The sequence below is a fragment of the Pseudoteredinibacter isoporae genome (genome assembly GCF_011602085.1).
GTDB lineage: Bacteria > Pseudomonadota > Gammaproteobacteria > Pseudomonadales > Cellvibrionaceae > Pseudoteredinibacter > Pseudoteredinibacter isoporae.
The window spans coordinates 603,884-620,343 of sequence record NZ_JAAONY010000001.1; the positions used below are offsets into that span (position 1 = coordinate 603,884).

16 protein-coding genes are annotated in these 16,460 nt (G+C 49.1%); 12 read left to right on the top strand and 4 right to left on the bottom strand.

Going from position 1 to position 16,460, the window contains the following annotated elements; genetic code table 11:
- Positions 1-55 precede the first annotated feature (55 nt).
- On the bottom strand, positions 56-1,027 hold the full coding sequence (locus G8768_RS02570) for a GlxA family transcriptional regulator (protein WP_166851817.1): 972 nt from the start codon (positions 1,025-1,027) through the stop codon (positions 56-58).
- A 90-nt stretch (positions 1,028-1,117) separates the two neighbouring features.
- Here G8768_RS02570 and G8768_RS02575 point away from each other — a divergent pair, with 90 nt between their 5' ends.
- Positions 1,118-1,771, top strand: a complete 654-nt coding sequence (locus tag G8768_RS02575) for a DJ-1/PfpI family protein (RefSeq protein WP_166851814.1) — start codon at positions 1,118-1,120, stop codon at positions 1,769-1,771.
- Positions 1,772-1,946: 175 nt separating this feature from the next.
- Here G8768_RS02575 and G8768_RS02580 read toward each other — a convergent pair whose 3' ends face one another.
- A complete protein-coding gene (locus tag G8768_RS02580) occupies positions 1,947-2,267 on the bottom strand; it encodes a heavy metal-binding domain-containing protein (RefSeq protein WP_166851811.1) in 321 nt (106 codons plus the stop codon).
- Between the two features lie 127 nt (positions 2,268-2,394).
- Positions 2,395-3,357 carry an FHA domain-containing protein gene (locus G8768_RS02585; RefSeq protein ID WP_166851807.1) on the bottom strand — a complete coding sequence of 321 codons (963 nt, stop codon included), beginning with the start codon at positions 3,355-3,357 and terminating at the stop codon, positions 2,395-2,397.
- A 238-nt stretch (positions 3,358-3,595) separates the two neighbouring features.
- On the opposite strand from G8768_RS02585, the gene G8768_RS02590 reads away from it, so the two are divergent.
- A complete protein-coding gene (locus G8768_RS02590; protein WP_166851803.1) occupies positions 3,596-4,210 on the top strand; it encodes a phosphoadenosine phosphosulfate reductase domain-containing protein in 615 nt (204 codons plus the stop codon).
- 73 nt (positions 4,211-4,283) lie between these two features.
- On the opposite strand, the gene G8768_RS02595 is transcribed toward G8768_RS02590, so the two are convergent.
- Positions 4,284-5,306 carry a helix-turn-helix transcriptional regulator gene (locus G8768_RS02595; RefSeq protein WP_166851800.1) on the bottom strand — a complete coding sequence of 341 codons (1,023 nt, stop codon included), beginning with the start codon at positions 5,304-5,306 and terminating at the stop codon, positions 4,284-4,286.
- A 101-nt stretch (positions 5,307-5,407) separates the two neighbouring features.
- On the opposite strand from G8768_RS02595, the gene G8768_RS02600 reads away from it, so the two are divergent.
- The 10 genes from G8768_RS02600 (at position 5,408) to G8768_RS02645 (ending at position 16,346) form a co-directional block, all read left to right on the top strand.
- Positions 5,408-7,243 (top strand): virginiamycin B lyase family protein, encoded by a 1,836-nt coding sequence (locus G8768_RS02600; RefSeq protein WP_166851797.1) that lies wholly within the window; start codon positions 5,408-5,410, stop codon positions 7,241-7,243.
- Between the two features lie 31 nt (positions 7,244-7,274).
- On the top strand, positions 7,275-8,288 hold the full coding sequence (locus G8768_RS02605; protein ID WP_166851795.1) for a VOC family protein: 1,014 nt from the start codon (positions 7,275-7,277) through the stop codon (positions 8,286-8,288).
- A gap of 27 nt (positions 8,289-8,315) precedes the next feature.
- Positions 8,316-10,289 carry a pyrroloquinoline quinone-dependent dehydrogenase gene (locus tag G8768_RS02610; protein WP_166851792.1) on the top strand — a complete coding sequence of 658 codons (1,974 nt, stop codon included), beginning with the start codon at positions 8,316-8,318 and terminating at the stop codon, positions 10,287-10,289.
- Between the two features lie 63 nt (positions 10,290-10,352).
- Positions 10,353-12,278: an outer membrane protein assembly factor BamB family protein gene (locus tag G8768_RS02615; protein ID WP_166851789.1), complete on the top strand. Its 1,926-nt coding sequence runs from the start codon at positions 10,353-10,355 to the stop codon at positions 12,276-12,278.
- 26 nt (positions 12,279-12,304) lie between these two features.
- Positions 12,305-12,904 (top strand): hypothetical protein, encoded by a 600-nt coding sequence (locus G8768_RS02620; RefSeq protein ID WP_166851786.1) that lies wholly within the window; start codon positions 12,305-12,307, stop codon positions 12,902-12,904.
- A 92-nt stretch (positions 12,905-12,996) separates the two neighbouring features.
- On the top strand, positions 12,997-13,332 hold the full coding sequence (locus tag G8768_RS21225) for a 5-carboxymethyl-2-hydroxymuconate Delta-isomerase (protein ID WP_166851783.1): 336 nt from the start codon (positions 12,997-12,999) through the stop codon (positions 13,330-13,332).
- Between the two features lie 31 nt (positions 13,333-13,363).
- Positions 13,364-13,897: a nuclear transport factor 2 family protein gene (locus G8768_RS02630; protein ID WP_166851780.1), complete on the top strand. Its 534-nt coding sequence runs from the start codon at positions 13,364-13,366 to the stop codon at positions 13,895-13,897.
- Positions 13,898-14,005: 108 nt separating this feature from the next.
- Positions 14,006-14,692, top strand: coding sequence for a hypothetical protein (locus G8768_RS02635; RefSeq protein ID WP_166851778.1), 687 nt, complete (start codon positions 14,006-14,008; stop codon positions 14,690-14,692).
- A gap of 61 nt (positions 14,693-14,753) precedes the next feature.
- Positions 14,754-15,206, top strand: coding sequence for a YaiI/YqxD family protein (locus G8768_RS02640; protein ID WP_166851775.1), 453 nt, complete (start codon positions 14,754-14,756; stop codon positions 15,204-15,206).
- 114 nt (positions 15,207-15,320) lie between these two features.
- Positions 15,321-16,346, top strand: coding sequence for an agmatine deiminase family protein (locus G8768_RS02645; RefSeq protein WP_243749348.1), 1,026 nt, complete (start codon positions 15,321-15,323; stop codon positions 16,344-16,346).
- The last annotated feature ends 114 nt before the right edge of the window (positions 16,347-16,460 follow it).

The window sequence follows — 16,460 nt, forward strand, 5'->3', positions numbered from 1 at the left end:
CGTTGGATTGTAACAAACGGATATACGAATCAAAAAGTATATAAAGCAGAACCACCTAAGCCCCATACAAACGATGTCGATACTGCAGCGGCGAAAGCTGATGCCTCTGACTGAAGGCCTTTGAAAAGGCGGAGCTGTCGGCAAAGCCGCATTCACTGGCTATTTGTTTAATGGGAATATCTTTGTCGCCCAGTAATGTTTTTGCCTGTTCCAGTCTTAGTTCATTGAACAGTTTTGCGGGTGAGAGTTGCAGGTTTTCCTGGCAATAGCGATGCAGGCTGCGTACCGAGGTGGCCATATAGTCGGCCATCTTTTCGACATTGATGGGCTCGGCTAAATTATCTTGCAACCACTTGATCAGCCTCAGCAAACTGGTATCCGACGCTTTTTCCTGCAAACTGATTGGCAATGATAGCTGAGGTTGGTGTCCATCCCGGAACATAAACGCCAAGAGGTTTTTGGCGATCTTCAATGCAAGCGAGTGGTTGTGATCGCGCGCCACCAATGCCAGTGCCATATCGACCCCCGCCAGCACGCCGGCCGATGTCCAAAGCTGGCCATCATTCACATAGAGATTGTTTTCCAGGACGGTACTGGCTGGGCACATTTGCTGCAAATGAGACAGGGCTGCCCAATGACTGGTTATGCGTTTTCCTTCCAGCAAGCCCGCCTTGGCCAGCAGCAAACTGCCACTGCACACAGAGCACAAGGTATTGGCACGAGCTGCATGTTGGGCAAGCCAGGCAATAAAGCTCGCTCTTTCACTGGCGGCAAACAATGGTTCGGCGTTAGCACCTGGAACGAACAGATAGTCTAAAGGTGCCCGGCAGGTCGACAGAGGCTCGCAAACAATGTGCAGGCCCGAGGCGCTGGAGAGTTTTTCTTGCTCGGCAATATAGTGCAGTTCATACACCGTGCGGCCCAGTTCCTCATTGGCCTGGGCAAAGACGTCCGCAGGCCCGGCTACATCCAGCAGTTGGAAGCCCGGGTAACAAAGAATGTAAATCTGTTTGGCAGAATTTGACATCTATTTATCATAACGGCCATTTCCTGCAATTGCTATGGTGAGCTTATCTTAAGCATGAGGCTCAAATCAGAGCGCATAGAGGAGTTGACCATGAAGATACTGATGTTGATCTACCCCGGCATGACCCCTTTGGATTTTCTGGGTCCGCTGCAGGTGTGGTCCCAATGGCCAGAGGCCGAGATACAAGTCGTCTGGCAAGACCATGAAGTGGTGCCCACGGATACGGTAGCCGGCATTATGCCCAGCCACAGTTTTGATAACTGCTTCAGTGACCCGGACATTCTCTTTGTACCTGGCGGCGGCCTGCCTACCCTGGAGCTGATGGAAAACCAAACCGTGTTGAGCTTTCTGAAAGACAAAGCCCAAAACGCCCAATGGGTTACCAGCGTCTGTACGGGTTCTCTGGTGTTAGCGGCTGCCGGCCTGCTGGAAGGCAAGCGTGCCACTACGCACTGGGCGGCCCTGGATGCATTGAAAACCATGGGCGTTGAGGTGGAGAAAGCGCGTTATGTGATTGATGACGGGGTTGCCAGCGGGGGTGGTGTGACTGCGGGAATTGATTTTGGCCTGGCCCTGCTGGAAAACCTTGCAGGTCGAGATGTGGCTGAAGCGGTGCAGCTGGCGCTGGAGTACAACCCCCAAGCGCCCTTTTGCTCAGGAACGCCCGAGCAAGCCAGACCCGAGATTGTCGATGCGGTATTAAACCGCTATTTGAGTGTCAGTCAGGGATTGCAGAGCGGATAGTATTTGGTGATATTGCCGGTTCAGTGCCGACCTGATCATAAGCCGGGAGTGGGCAGTGTTTCTCCGTTCCGAATGCTGCATCCATGCAGCTACCCGTTCCATCCAGGAGCCTAGTCACTCCGAAACACTACCCACACCCAGCTTATTGTATTTGTAGCTTTTTAGGCGTTTTTGTTTACTTCAACTTAACCGCTGTGCCACTGACGCTGACCATCATCATGCTGCCGCCCTGGCCGACAACCTCATAATCAATATCGACGCCGACAATGGCATCGGCGCCAACAGCGCGGGCTTTGGCTTCCATTTCCTGAAATGCAATTTCTCTGGCTTTGCCCATTTCTTTCTCATAGGCATCTGAACGGCCACCGACAACATCGCGCACCATGCCGAAAATGTCCTTGAAGATATTCGCACCCAAAATGGCTTCACCCACAACGATATCCAAATAGCGATCAATCGGCTGGCCTTCAATATTGGTAGTAGTGGTCTTTAACATAGTCGACTCCATAAATGATGTATTCCCGATGTTAGACGATGAATCACTGCAAATGGAGGCAAACTCCCGCAGCTTTACGAGTTTTTACACAGCAAGCGAACGGGAAATAGCATTGGGGTGGAAGAGGTTATACCGCGCGCTTCAGCTCGGTTAGCAGCTCGCCACTTTTGAATATCTGGAATGGCGCCCGGCCAAAGCGCAACTTGCCGCGCTTGCGCTCAACCAGCTTATTGATGCCGATCAAATCCGGCATGGCATCGCTTAACTGCTTGCGCAGGCGATAAAGCTGAATATTGATATGGGCGAGATCCATACCCATTTCCCGACACAGCAGATTGTTATCGATCCAGCCCTGGTCGTATTCACCAATGCCCTTGGCTTCATCGATTGCGCGACAGCGTGCCAGGTGCAGCAGCACATAATGGTGGCTGCGCTCACCGAGATCGCATTGATTACTGCCGTTGCTGAGGGCAAGACTGGTATTTTCCTCGTCCTGGGTGGTGTTAAAGCGGAACAAGAAGTTATCCACGGACCAGTCGGCATCAATCACTACGGTAGGAGAATTCGACTTGTCGGTGAGGTGCAGTACCCAGCGCAGATCCCCAAGAGAGATTTCATCACCGTGTTTGAGTTCTTTCACCTCATGGGATTCATCCAAAGATTCCAGCAACCATTGGTGATTGTCTGGCGACAGGTGCAAGGCCAGCTTGGGATTCTCGTCATCGGGCAGCAACATCAACTCGCGCATGGGAATTGCACCGTCGCGGCTGTGTTGTGGCACGATATAACTGTCTGGCGCCGAGGTGTCTTCGACCAGAAAACGCAGTTCTTTACTGACAAACTGAATCAACTGCCCGGCTTGAATAGGGTAATTTTGCTGGCTTTCAATTTTCTTGCCATCCACCCACACACCGTTACGGCTGATGTCTTTCAGCAACCACTGGCAACCATCCCACTCGATAGACGCATGGATCTTGGAAATCTGCGGTGCATCGAGAAAGGTGTCGACCTTATCTTCCCGGCGACCAAAGGTGTGATGTGGTAATAAGTGACAGAGCTGTTTGCTCTGGACATTGATCAGGCTAGCCATATTGTTATTGCATTTCTCAGGGTTAACACAGGCTGCCCCCATCTACAGCTTAACTAGGGTGGCAATTGCCCCGAATTCTACCAGAGTCGGTATATAAGAGTTAGTCATGCAGGTGTCTTGATTCGCATTTTGACGACCTATATAGCTAAAAGCCTTTAACTTATGGTTAAAGGTCATTTTGCATCGACAATTCCTTGGTTTACCATCCTCCACCTTGTTTTAGTAAGGTAATAGAATCATGGATCTCCAGGCGATCAACCAAGAATTAGCCTCCGCGAGCCCAGCCGAAATCGTAAAGTGGGCACTGGGTTTGGGTAAAAAATCAATTTTAACCACCAACTTTGGCCCGGGTGAAGCGTCGATTATTCACGCCGTGGTTGAGCAAGACCCAAGTGTTCCGGTTGTTTGGATCGATTCCGGTTATGCTCTGAAAGCGACGTACCAGTTTGCTGATAAAGTGATCAAACGTTTTGATTTGAATCTGGATGTGTACACGCCCAAGGTGAGTGCGGCAAGACGCGACGCCGTAATGGGGGGTATCCCCATGGTAGACGAGCCTGAACATGCTGAGTTTACCGAGCAGTTTAAACTCGAGCCATTTAATCGCGCCATGAGCGAACACAAACCCGAAGTGTGGTTTACCAATCTGCGCAAGCATCAAACCGCTTTACGCCAGACTCTGGATATTGTGTCCATGAGCAGTGACGGTGTGATTAAAGTGTCTCCGTTCTTCCATTACAGCGATGAAGCCCTGGCAGACTATCTGCAGGAAAATGATTTGCCGAATGAAGAAAACTATTACGATCCTACCAAGGCGCTGGCCAATCGCGAGTGTGGTTTGCACACCCGTTAATGGTTCGTATTTTTATACGCTACTGTCAGTTGTAAACGTTGATGTTTTCTCTGACAGTAGTGGGCATTCACGATTATTTAAGCTTCTGGGTTCTCCAATCTTCGGGGGATAAATTCAGAAAGCGTTTAAAGGCGCGTGAAAAAGCACTCAGTTCGCTGTAGCCAATCAATTCCGAAATTTCCGTCAGCGATATATCCGAGTTCAACAATAAATCCTGGGCAATCTCCATTCGTGTTTGCAGCAACAGGGCCTTAAAGGTAATCCCTTCTTTGATCAAACCTCGTTGGAGTGCACGTGGGTGCATTTTCAACAGAATCGAAATCTGATGTAAATCCGCATTGCCGCTACTCAGACCCTGTTGAATAAGTTTGCGTACAACCGGTTGCAGTTTTCCGCCCAGCTCAAAATGTTTTTTCAGTTGTTCCGCATGGCTCTGCAAAATGTCGAGTAGCTCCTCATCGGAACTCAGCAGTGGGCGATACAAATCCTCTTCTGGAAAACAGTAGCTGTCGGCTTCGCGATTGAAGTACACCGGTGTGCCGAATAAACGTTCAAAAGGCCCGGGCCCCGGTTGGGAAAAAGAAAAACTCACCGATTGCGGGCGCCAATCTTCTTTCAGCAATAACTGACCCAAGACAAATGCGCGAGTCAGGGTAAAAAATCGGTGTTGGCGAGTATCAAACTGAAAGGGCGCATTGTATAAGCGATGAACGATGGCCAGCCCTTGTTCTGTGACGACTTTAAAAAAGGTCACTTCGGATTCCAAGCCACGGTAGCGATCAGAGAGCACCTGGGCAGCGGCAAGATTGGGGCTGCGCTTGATGATTTGTAAAAAGGTATCGAAGGGTGCGCTTTCGTGCATCTTTGCGCACAACACGCCGAAGTAAGGGCAATCCAGGCGCTCGGCGCCCAGATTGAGCAGCCGGTTAAAGTCCACAAAGGCGAACAAATCATTGGGGCGCTCGATCAGGCCCGGGTCCAGATTCAGCTCCTCGAATAAGGGCCGGTGATCGCCCCCTAGGCTGCGTACTGCCTGGTCAAAACCGTATAAATTGCTGGCCCTTACCTGCAACGGGCTGATGATTTGTGTCGACATGGTCTTAAGTGTCAATCGTATGTGTTTAAATGTCAAACGAAAGTCCAGAAGATTGCTAGTATTTGAGCCCTCAGAACAATAAAGAACGAGAGGAGCCCCGTATGCGCCTTCAGCCCCAAGCCCTGATAGCCCTTGCCCTTAGCAGTGCTGTGTCCTTTTCTGGAATCGCGTTGGCCAAGCCCGAGATCACCGTTACCGATAAAGACGGAACCCCCCTGCCCACCGCTATGGTGAGCCGTATTCTGGACAATAAGCCCACGCAGGATTTAAGTGATAACGGCTACAGCCCCCATGGCGTGGCCAATAAAATGGCGCTGGAACATAACCGCTTCAGTAATAAAGACGGCAAGGTGCTGTTCGATGGCCTGGGGGACAGTACCGGCACGGTAACTTACCGAGTGCGCAAACCGGGGTATCAGGACCGATTGCTGAGGCAACAGGATGCCGACAGCGAAATCACCATCAGTCTGGAAGCCATCAGCGATCCAAAAGCCCTGGCTGATGCCAAGCCCAGCAATGTGTGGATTAACTCCATGGACTTCGAGGGCGATAAGGAACTGAAAAAGCATTTCCAACTGAACTGTGCGTTTTGTCATCAGCAAGGCTCAGCCTTTATGCGTGCCGAACGCAGTCCTGAACAATGGTTGGACATTATCAATCGTATGGGCAAGTACGGTGCCCGTGTCGCAGATGAAGATAAAGAACGTTTGGCTGCGGTTTTGAGCCGTCAGTATAAAAAACTCAATGCCAATACCGACAAGCTGGTAGAGCCTCGCCCATGGTCTGAAAAATTATCCGATGTTGAAATCATCGAATATCCGATTGGCGATGCCTTTTCGCAAATGCACGACTTCCTGGTGCACCCGAATGGCTTTGTGTATGTGGGCGATAATCTGCAAGATCGCATTTATGAGGTGAACCCTGAGACCGGCGACTACAAAGTTTACGTCGTTCCCCACGAAAAAGACGCCAAGCTGGGTGGCATTCTGGGAAATCGCTTTGGTGAAATGATTCCCAAACTGTACAACTATATGGGGGTGCATTCCTTTGCGGTCTCGCCAAAAGATGGGCACATATTCATTACCCCGTCCATGCAACAAGCCTTGATAGAATTTAATCCCCATACCAAAGAATTTACCACCCATAAAATGGACGATGGTTACTATCCCCATACCATTCGTGCGGATGGCAAAGGCCGTATCTGGTTTACTCTGGCGGTGTCTTCCCAGGTGGCGAGCTGGGATCGAAATAAAAAAGAATTCAAAATCTATAATTTGCCAGCCCGCTCTTTTAAAGAGTGGATGATCATCAAATCCATTCCCTTTATTTTAAGCCTGGATGTAGAAGATCGCCCCTTGCCAAAGGTTGATCGCAAGTCTACCGGTGTGCCGATGCCTTACGGTATTGATGTCGCACCTGACGGGAAGATCTGGTTTGCCCGATTGTATGGTGATGATATCGGCTTTATCGATCCGGAAACCGATGAAGTATCGATGATTCAGACACCTTTTAAAGGTCCGCGTCGCCTGCGCGTCGATGCCGATAATAATTTGTGGATTGTGGCTTTCCAGGATTCCCAGCTGGCGAAGTATGACCCACGCACCAAAAAATTCACCATGTACGATTTACCCGTGGTGAATGAGTTGCCTTACTCACTGAATATCGATCGCCCCCGCCGAATGGTATGGGTAAACGGCAATCAGTCGGACACCATTTTCAGTTTTGATATCGACAAAGAAGAATGGCTGGTTTACCCCATGCCGCGCAAACGAACCTTTACGCGCGATATCGAAGTGGGGGAAGACGGTTCGATCTATACCTCTAATTCTCATTTCCCGAGTTGGCAAATTGAAGACGGGCAGCCAACACTTATCCGCGTAAAGCCCACTGATGGCGAACGTGTTAAGGCCACGAAAACTGAAGTGTCGGTTCGCTAGGGCTTAGGGGAAAAAAGAAAAGGGAAATATCATGAAGAAGATTGCCGTACTGATCACGTGTTTACTGGCCCAATGGAGTTGGGCCGCAGAATCGCCCATTCTTGGTGTGGGAGTGGTTGTCAATGACATCCCCAGTGCATTACCTGCCTACCAACAGACGTTGGGTATTCAGCAATGGAAGTATATGGACGTGAATGTTGAGGCGGGCGCGATACGCATTGCCCGCGCTCGGTTTAAAGGTAAGCATTTTGATTTACTGCAGCCACTTTATGGCAAGAGCAAGGTGGCTGATTTTCTTGAGGAACGTGGCCCAGGTATTTTCCATGTACAGGTATCGCCAGAATATCTGCAAGGGAAAGAAGCCAATCAATTACCTGTGTTTGAACGTGCGACTGCAGATAACAGCCACTTAAAAAGCCGCAATGCCTATCAGCAAAAGTGGCTGGACAGTTACGCTCAACTGGGCGTGTATTTAAGTACAGCGAAAAGAGCCCCAGCTGAAGATCTGTTCTGGGGCGTGGTGAACACAAAGGCACTGGAAAATGCTCCGCCTCTCGACAATGCGCGTCTGGCGCAAATTGGCATCATCGTCGCATCCGCTGATAACACCGCTAAAGCCTGGAAAACATTATTGGGCCTGGGTCCTTGGGTGTTTGTGGATTTTAAACCGCCGATGACCAGCAATGGTCAATATCTGGGTGCGGTGGGCAAGGCCTACAGCGAGGTGCATGTGGCTTACGGACAATGGTTTGATTTGCAAATTGAATTGCTCCAGCCGGTTGCAGGCCCTACACCCCATCGTGATTATTTGCGCAAGCATGGTGACGGTGCACACCACTTCAGTCTGGGGCGCTTGCCAGAACACGATCAACTGCAAGCTCACCTAATGTCTGCCGGCTTCCAATTGCAAATGCAATCTGACAATGGCGGCGAAGGTCGCACCGCCACTTATATAGCCAGTGAACAAGAATTGGGCTGGGTGCTGGAGTTTACCAAAGCCTTCAAAGGTCTGGGCACCTTAAAAATCGTCAAGCAGTTACCGTGATCAGCAAGCGTTAAAAAGAACTGAGTTATGAATCGTCATTGGAAATTGTCTTTTGCTGTTTTGCTATTCTCTGCAAGTGCTTCCGGCCTGGAAGCGCACGCTGAACAATGGTTGCATTATCGCGCCAATGAAGGCGCTTCCGCCTTTGCAGATTCGCGTCAGATTAACAGCAGTAATGTAAAAAATTTGGCGCTGGCCTGGCAGTTTCGCACTGGTGACAGCGAACACATGGCTGAGCATATGTCTCGCACCTCGACTCAGGTGACGCCTATTCTGTTACCCAAAGAAGCCGGTGGGCATTTGGCTTTTTGTACGCCATTTAATCGTGTGATCGCGTTAAATCCTAAGACAGGAAAAGAGCGTTGGTCGTTTGATCCCAAGGTAAATTTAAGCGGCAATCGTCCCATGCGTTGTCGAGCCGTTAGCTACTGGCAGCATCCGGAGGCGAGCGAACAGGATAAACATTGTGGCCGCCGTTTATTTGTGGCAACTCACGATCGCCGTTTGATCGCTATCGATGCGAACAAAGGCAAGCGTTGCGAGAGCTTTGGTGAGAACGGCGAAATTGCGCTATACAATAAAGCGGCCGGTTATCAACCTGACTATGTAAACAATTCCTCGGCGGCGGTTGTGGTAGGCAACAACATTGTTGTGGGCTCTGCCATTATCGACTTTGCAGAATCCCATGCGCCCCAGGGTACGGTTGTTGCCTTTGATGCTTTGAGTGGCGAACAGCGTTGGAGCTTCGACCCAATTCCGAACAGCAATGATCATCCCATGGCCAGGGACTGGCCTCAAGTCGAAGGCAAAACTCCTCAGGACTTTGCAGGCGGCGCCAATGCTTGGGCGCCATTGTCGGTGGATAATGAACGGGATCTGGTGTTTATTCCTACCAGCAGTCCCTCACCGGATTTTTACGGTGGGATGCGCCCCGGTGACAATCGCTATGCGGATTCCATTGTTGCCCTGCGGGGTTCAAGCGGTGAGGTGGTCTGGCACCAGCAGCTCGTGCATCATGATTTGTGGGATTACGATACCCCTGCTGCACCCGTATTGGTGGACATTGAAAAAGACGGCAAAAAGCGCCCGGTCGTGATTCAAGTTACCAAACAGGGTTTGGTGTTTACCTTTGACCGGGAAACCGGCGAGCCGGTGTTTGGCCAGGAAGAACGTCCAGTGCCTCAATCCACGATACCTGGTGAATACAGCTCTCCGACCCAGCCGTTTCCTTTAAAGCCTCGACCATTGATTAATGCCAATATCGATCCCAAAAAAGATGCCTTCGGCATGTTGTGGTTCGATAAAAATGCCTGTGAAAAGCGTTTGGCTTCCCTTCATAGCGAAGGCTTGTTCACGCCCTTATCTGAAAAACGAACCTTAATGCTGCCGGGAAGTCTGGGTGGCGCAAATTGGGGAGGCGCCAGTTTCTGGCCGCGCCGCAATCTATTGTTTGTGAATTTGAATACGGCACCGTTTGAAGGTCAGCTAAAGCCGATTGATGCTAATAATCCGGGTGATCATATCGTTGCCCATGGCAGTGAAATGAAAGTCACCATGAAAGATTCTCCTTATATGGTGATAACCGATACGGTCACTTCACCTTTGGGTGCCCCGTGCACCAAACCACCTTGGGGAAAAATGGTGGCCATCGATATGAGCAATGGCGAAGTGCGTTGGGAATCGCCTTTGGGTTCCATTCACGATATGGCACCGTTTCCTGTGCCCTTCGATATTAATTGGGGCACACCCAATTTAGGCGGCTCCATGACCACAGCCGGTGGCTTAACGTTTATTGCCGCCACAATGGACAAACGTTTTCGCGCTTACGACAGCCTGAGTGGAAAAGTGTTATGGACTGCCAAACTGCCGGTAGATGCAACGGCCGTGCCGATGAGCTATGAAATTGATGGCAAACAGTATGTCATCCTGGCGGCCGGCGGCCACAAAATGTTTAACCGTGGCACCGGCGATTACATCCTCGCCTATGCCTTGCCCGATTGATGGTTTCAACTGAAACAGCCGCAATAAAAATATAAGTACAGCATCAATAAAACGAGTATGCCGATGAAAACCCTGAGTCGATTAGCCCTGACCTTAAGTGCCCTGATTCCCGCCGTACTGAGCAGTAACCTGCATGCCGGTGAAATGAGCAATGCCCAAAAAGGTGAACAACTCTATAAAAAATACTGTGCCGCTTGCCATGATCAAGGTTTGGACAAAGCGCCCAAAGTCGAAGATTTAAAACGCCTCAGCCAAAGCCAGATTATGCTGACAATTTCCATCGGCCGTATGCAGCCTCAGGCTGCGGCGATGAGCAAAGATGAACGCAGCTGGGTATCGGAATATCTGTCCGGTGGTGGTGAAGTTGACAATACCTGGCTGGAAAGCAATCGCTGTGACAAGTATCCGGTGAATACCCAAGCCAATAGCGAAGTGATCAGTGGCGACTGGGGCATGGGTAAATTCAACAGTCGCTTGCAGGAAAACAGCCTGATCACACCGGATAATGTTCACAAGCTTAAATTGAAGTGGGCCTTTGGTTTTCAGAAGGTGAACGATATGCGCAACCAGCCGGTGTATACCGAAGATGCTCTGTATGTCGGCAGTAAAAGCGCCCATGTTATGGCGCTGGACCCTGACACAGGTTGCATTAAATGGCAGAAGCAAACAGCGGCAGGCGTGCGCTCAAGTATTGTGCTGGGTGATATTGCTGGTGAGCGGGTTTTGTTTTTTGCCGACGAGTTGGCCAATGTCTACGCTGTGCGTGCAAAAGACGGCAGCCAGATCTGGAAAGAAAACCTGGGTGTTTTTCCCACTTCTCTAATTACCGGTACGCCGGCGTTCTTTAAAGGTATGGTTAAGGGCCAGAAAAAAGAAAGTGCGCAATTGATCGTACCGATTTCTTCTTTTGAAGTGGCTGCCGCGGGAATGCCCGGATATCCCTGTTGTCGTTCCCACGGCATGGTGATCGCTCTGGATGCCAATACCGGTAAAACCCAATGGCAATGGCACGCCACCGAACAGGCCAAGCTTTTGGGTAAAACCGCCAGCGGTGTGCCCAAGTTTGGGCCTTCCGGTGCTGTGGTGTGGACAACACCCACTATCGATGCCGAGCGAGGATTGGTATACATCGGTACGGGTGAAAACACATCGAAACCCGCTACCGATACCAGCGATTCAGTGATTGCGCTTGAGATGATGACGGGCAAAATGCGCTGGAAATTCCAGGCCCTGGCCAATGATATCTGGAATGCGGCTTGTCTGAACGGCGGCGAAGCCTGCCCGGAAGATATGGGGCCGGATTTTGATTTCGGGGCGCCGATGATTCTGCATCATATGAGCGACGGTCGTCCGGTGTTGCTAGCCGGTCAAAAATCTTCCGAGGTGTTTGCCTTAAATCCTGATACCGGAAAACTCTATTGGCGCAAGCGCTTGAGTATGGGCACCACCAATGGTGGTATTCATTGGGGTATGACGGTTTATAAAAATTCAGTTTATGTTCCCCTGGCCGATCCAGAACGCGATATCCCCGGTTACACACCCAAGCCAGGCCTTTATCGTCTGAATATAGATAGTGGCAAAGTGGAATGGGCCAATCCTGCCGAGCGTGGTTGCGAATTCGATATGGCCTACGCTCCCAAGATTGGCCTGGAACAAGTACGCAGTGGCAAAAAACGCAAACTCGAAGATCGCTACGCCTGCTCCTGGTATTACGGTTTATCCGCTGCGCCCAGTGCGGTACCTGGGCTGGTTTTCGCAGCAGGTTTGGATGGCAAACTCGCTGCCTACCGCATGAGTGATGGCAAGGTTCTTTGGCAAACCAAAACCGCTGTGCCGTTTAACACAGTAAATGGTATTCCTGCTCATGGCGGGGCGATTGATGTCGACGGTGCCGTGTTGGGCAAAGACAAACTGTTTATTAACTCCGGTTACAGTATGTTCGGTCAATTGCCCGGCAATGTTCTGCTTGCCTTTGAGTTAGAGCAATAACGGCTCCGCGACATACAGAAAGAAGAGTGAGATACAGAAAAGCCATGCCGATTGTTGTCCTTCTTTTTTGTCTGGCCTATGCCACCCTGCGCTATATCGTGTTCGGCGATGTAGCGTTGGAGCAGTGGCCAGTGTTTATCGTCAACAAAAGCGTGAGTTTTTTCATCGCAGCTTGCATGGCGGCTTCGGCGTTTTACTCCTTAAATCTAAAAAAAGAACCGCAAGATCAGCAATCCGCAAATTGTTCTGCCCGCTATGGTCGTTGGGCATGGCATGCACTGATTCTGCATATTCTGTTATCCATCGGCTTGTTGAATCCTGCGTATTTCGCAAAATTCTACGACGGGCAAAAACTGAATTTGCTTGGCAATATTATGCTACTGGCGGGGGCGCTTGGCAGCTATGCCTTTTATCGCCTGCAAACTGAGCGTTTGAATAACCTGATTAAAGCACTGGCTTCCCTGGCCTTGTTAGCGCATCTTTTGCCCATGTCCAGCTCCTGGGCAAGCCCTGATCAATGGCCCGCCTACTTCCCGCCTATTTCCATGTTAAGTGCCTTGCTGGCGGCTTACGCTATGTTAGGTTTTGGGCGTTGTGCTGTTTTTTGCCGAAACCCAAAAAGTTAAACGCCCTCCTTTGCCTTGTAAGCTTCACAGAAAAGCAATACATTAGCTGTCTCACCTTCCCAGCAGTGATTGATTATTTTCAGGAGCAAACTGTGCCTCATTGTATTGCCGAGCACTCATCATCCATTGATGGAAACAAACTGTTAAATGCTGTTTTTCAAGGAACCTTAAATTCTGAATTGTTTGAAGCCGACGGCAGCGATATCAAAGCGCGTTGCATTGCTTACGATCAGTACATGACCGGGCCCGAAAAAACCGACTTCGTCCACGTGCAACTTCGCTTGCTATCCGGTCGAACCCTTGAACAGAAAGAAGCATTTTCGGAAAGTGTTTTTAAAGAGGTGAAAGGACTTAATCTGGGTCGTTGTTCAATAACGGTAGAAGTGATTGATATTGATACCGACAGTTACTCGAAGTGTATGGGTTAAAGAACAACAGGGATTCTTCTGGATACGACGAATGAAGATAGATATCGAAAATATCATTCGACGCTATATACGAGCGAAAGATGATAATAATCCACAGCTGATGAACCGTGTGTTTTCGGAACAGGCTACCCTCGAAATGGAAGTAAACACCGGTGCTATTGATTTCCCCTCGGTAACCCAGGGTAGAGATGAAATCACCAAAACACTGGTTAGAGACTTCAATAAAACCTATGAGAATATTTATACCTTTTGCCTAAGTGATTCGGTGATAGAGAAACAAAATTCCCTGGATTGCCGATGGTTTGTGGCGATGTCTGAAAAGGCTACCGGGGATGTTCGTGTCGGTTACGGAGATTATCAGTGGCGCTTTTGCAATGACGATTTATGTCTCGTGGATAAGTTAACGATAGTGATTGAAGATATGATCGTTTTTTCGAATACTGAAGAAGGTGAGTTGATGTCCTGGGCTTCGGGTCTTCCTTACCCTTGGGTGCGGTCATCTGAGCTATCAACTTGTACACCAGAAATTATACCGCTCTCTAAGATATTGCCTGTTATTACCTAGCTCAAAGTTTATAATTTTTCGTTCAATACTCCATTCTGTTGATTTCCCAAATTCCTGCATACCCAGATTAAAAATATTGAAATTCCCAGTCCTTATTAAGGTGATTTTGTGCGTATTTTAAATGTCTTGGATAAAGACGATTTCCCATTTTTTACGGCTTTTGGCTTTTTATTGTCTTATGCAATGTGGTTTTTTGACGAGCTTAGTTTACCTGCACATATGGAAAGAGGATATTTGTCAGAGTTGCTTTTTGACCATATTCCCTATTCAAGTATAAGCACTCTATTGATTTGTATGACATTGATAGAGCTCGCTTCCGTAGCAATATCTCCGAAACAGGGTCTTTTGGTCAAACAGAATATTCATATTTCCAAGCGTATATCACAATTTTCATCGCCCGCATTTTTTATCGTTATGGGGTTTTCCATACCTGTAATTATTGAAAGCATTCGTATGAAAAACCCTTTATATTTTAGTCAATTCCTTATGTTTTTAACGTTTGCTTTATCGGTAGGGTTGTTATTATTCTTATCTCGGCAAATTGTACTGAAATCAAAGTGCCTGCATGAGAAAATGAGTAGAGTATGGGCTAGGACATCATTTGCTTTGCTAGTGGTGATTCTGGTTGGGATTATAGGCCTGAATGGAGAACCAAAAGTTGTGGAGCTTAAGCTGGACTTAGGAACCTATGAACTCGCAGCAGAGGCGGCAGAAAAGCGCAATATGTCGATTAATCAATACATTGACTTTGCAGTAAGTAGCCAATTGAATGAATATAACGCCTCAAAAAATTAAATACCCAGCGTAAGATCGGGTATGATTAATACTTCAATATGTATTCAGGAACCCCTCCCCAATGACAATCTGGGTCGATGCCGATGCCTGTCCGGTAGCCATTAAAGAAATCTTGTTCCGCGCGGCGAATCGCGCTGAAATGCCCTGCTGTTTGATTGCCAATCAGTATATCCCTGTGCCCAAGTCAAAATTTATCAGCAGCGTACAGGTCTCCCACGGTTTCGATGTGGCGGACAATGAGATTGTTCAGCGCTGCGCCGAGGGCGATTTGGTGATTACGTCGGACATTCCATTAGCCGCGGAAGTCATTGAGAAAGGCGCCAAGGCGCTGAGCCCTCGGGGAGAGCCTTTCAGCAAGGCCAATATTGGTGCGCGTTTAAATATGCGGGATTTTATGGATACCATGCGTGCCAGTGGTATTCAGAGTGGTGGGCCACCGCCGCTGGGGGCAAAAGAAAAACAGGCGTTTGCCAATCAGTTGGATAAGTATCTCGCCAAGTGCAAACGTACCTAGTGTACCAATCGTTAAACGTAATATGGCATGGCAATGAAAAGAAGGTCGTTTGTTAAAGGTCTCGGGCTTGTTTCCTCTATAGGTTTATTTGGTGGAGCACATCAGGTGTTGGCTATGAAAGCAGCGGTCGGGAATTGGTATATGCCCGATGAGGCAGAAGCACATCAACGTACCTGGATGGCCTTCGGTGCCAGCGAGGAAATCTGGGGTTCTGAGCTGCTTCCGGTTGTGCAGCAAAACCTTGCGGATATCGCGTTGAGCATCGCCGAGTTTGAACCGGTATCCATGTTGGTGCGTGAATCGGATCTTGAAATTGCCCGGGATTTGATGGGAGAAAAGGTCGAGTTGCTGCCCTGCCCGATCGACGATTTATGGATTCGCGATACGGGTCCGGTGTTTGTATTGTCTGACGATGGTCGTAAAGCGGCCATCGATTTTAACTTCAACGGTTGGGGTGAAAAGCAAAGTCACGAGCAAGATGCGCTGGTTGCAGGTTTTGTCGCCGACGCCAGTCGGACTAACGCTATAGCGTCAACGCTGATCCTGGAAGGTGGCGGTATTGAAGTCGACGGCCATGGTACGGCGATAATTACCGAAAGCTGTGTGTTGAATGCAAATCGAAACCCAGGCATTTCAAAGGCCCAGGTGGAATCGGAATTAAAAGCGCTGTTAGGTCTTGAGAAGATTATCTGGTTGCCCGGTATTAAAGGTAAGGATATTACCGATGGGCATACGGATTTTTATGCCCGGTTTACCAAACCCGGAACCGTAGTTGCCGCCTATGAACCGGATGCTGACTCTTTTGATCACGCTGTCACCAAACGCCATCTGGAGATTTTACGTGAATCTACAGATGCCCATGGTCGTCGCCTTGAAGTCGTGGTGCTGGAAGCACCGTCTCATATTCGGGAAGATTTCGCCCACGATGATTTTGCAGCGGGCTATATTAACTTTTATGTGTGCAATGGTGCCGTGATTGCGCCTGAGTTTGGTGATAAACGAAGCGATAGGGATACCCGAAACAAGCTGCAAGCCTTATTTCCCGAACGCGAGATTATTATGCTGAATATCGATGGTATTGCAGCTGGCGGTGGCGGTATTCATTGCGCGACCCAGCAAGAACCACGGATGAACGCTTAAGCATTGACAAGATGCGATTTGTCACCCAGTATGATCAGCATGAACCCGTTTATGACACAGCCACACAACACTAGCCTGATTATTACCATCATTAAACATCAATGGTGGGTTTGC